Source organism: Pseudomonas entomophila, from assembly GCF_013523125.1.
GTDB classification, from domain to species: Bacteria; Pseudomonadota; Gammaproteobacteria; order Pseudomonadales; family Pseudomonadaceae; genus Aquipseudomonas; species Aquipseudomonas entomophila_B.
Window position 1 is genome coordinate 1 of the sequence record NZ_JAAMQJ010000088.1, and the last position, 1,640, is coordinate 1,640.

Annotated in this window: 1 protein-coding gene; it reads right to left on the reverse strand. The window is 68.8% G+C overall.

Annotation, left to right across the window (positions count from 1 at the left end; translation table 11 throughout):
• Window positions 1-1,640: phage tail tape measure protein (locus G7007_RS21625; RefSeq protein ID WP_181105124.1), on the reverse strand; the 1,640-nt coding region annotated here is incomplete at both ends.

Consider the following 1,640-nt stretch of genomic DNA (forward strand, 5'->3'; position numbering starts at 1 on the left):
GCTTTGGCGCCGCACCATGCTGCACGCCTGTCGCCGCTTTGGCCTTGGCTCGCGCCGCCTGGGCCTGCTCGGCTTCGTACTTCTCCCGGTAACCCGGAGGCACCAGGTCAGCACCAGGGAAGCGCACTCGCCCAGCCGTCAGTGCCGGCACCACGAAGGGATCTTCGCCGCCTGGACCGTACTGCACGCCCGACGCCGCCCCGGCCTTGGCTTGCGCCGCCTGGGCTTGCTCCGCTTCGTACTTCTCCCGGTAACCCGGAGGCACCAGGTCAGCACCAGGGAAGCGCACCCGCCCGGCCGCAAGTGCCGGCACCAGAAGCGCGTCCTCAGAATCAGGGTCGCGCGGGTCATACGACACAGCCCGTGCCGGCGGCGCAGGCTGCGCCTTGATCTCTCGATCGGCAGGCGGCGTGACGGGTAACGTTGCTGCAGGCGTGATAGATGGCTTCGCCTTCGCGTCTTCTGTCTTGGCGTCTTCTGTCTTGGCGTCCTCTGCCTTGGCCTCTTCCGCGTCCTCGCCAAACAGACGCTTACCCAGCCAGCCGCCTGCCGACTCGCCACCAAGCCCACCGAGGAACGCGCCGACCAAACCGCCGACCGCTGTACCGATCACCGGCACCACGGACCCGATCGCCGCGCCTGCAGCAGCGCCGGCGAGTGTGCCCGCCATGCCACCAGCAGCACCGCCGTAGCCTTCGGCCTTCTCGTCCTGGGTCTTGGCATTCATCGCCACGTCCAGGACCGTAGCGCCGCCATCGATCAGCTTGGCGCCTGGCACGAACTTGCCCAGGCGTGTAACGCCATGTAGCGCGCGCGCGGCCTTGCCCAGCTTCGACATGCCGGTAAGGGCTGACGGCGCTGCAGGCGGCACGGCCGGAATCTGCGGCTTGGGCACAGGCACCTTGATCGACGGCTTGGTCTTGGCAGCAGGCCCACCAGCACCGCCCTGTCGCGCGGCGCGGCGGCGCTCCCGGCGTCGTGCCCGCCGACTGCCCTTTGGACCGCCTGCAGGGCCGTTATTAGCGATCCGACTGCCAATCCCACCGATGGCGTCGGCATTAACCACGAACACGCGCTGCGGGTTGTTGGCGGCCTCTGCGGCCTCAGTCGAGGCGCCCGGTGCGAATACCTTGCCCAGCAGGCCCAGCCCGGTGTCGAGCACCTTGCTGCCGGTCTTGGGCAGGTGGATAGGCGGCCGCGCGGTCCGGTTGCCCCGGCCGGCCATGCCTTCCAGGCTGCGACCGAGCGCGATGTTGAGCACCCCGCGCCCGATTTTCAACGCACTGCGCGCGGTCACGAAGGCCATCACGGCCGCCGTGACGCCGGCAATGCCCATGACCAGCGGCTGGAAGTCGTCGGCCAGGGCAGTGACCTTGCGCGCGACCAGGGTCAGCCCCTTGGCCGCCAGGTCGGTGGCCGGGCGGATGGCATCGCCAATGCTGCGCATCGAGTCGTCGACCGCCTGGCCCAATTCGGACCACTGCTGTTTCGAGGTCTCGCGGCGCTCGGCCAAGTTCTTGTCGAGGATGCCCGAGGCCTTGCGCGAGTCGGCCTTGAGTTCTTCGTAAAGTCCGCGGTTCTGCCCGTAGGCGGTGAGCGCGGCCTTGACCTGCATGTCGGCGAAGATGTCGCCGGTACGC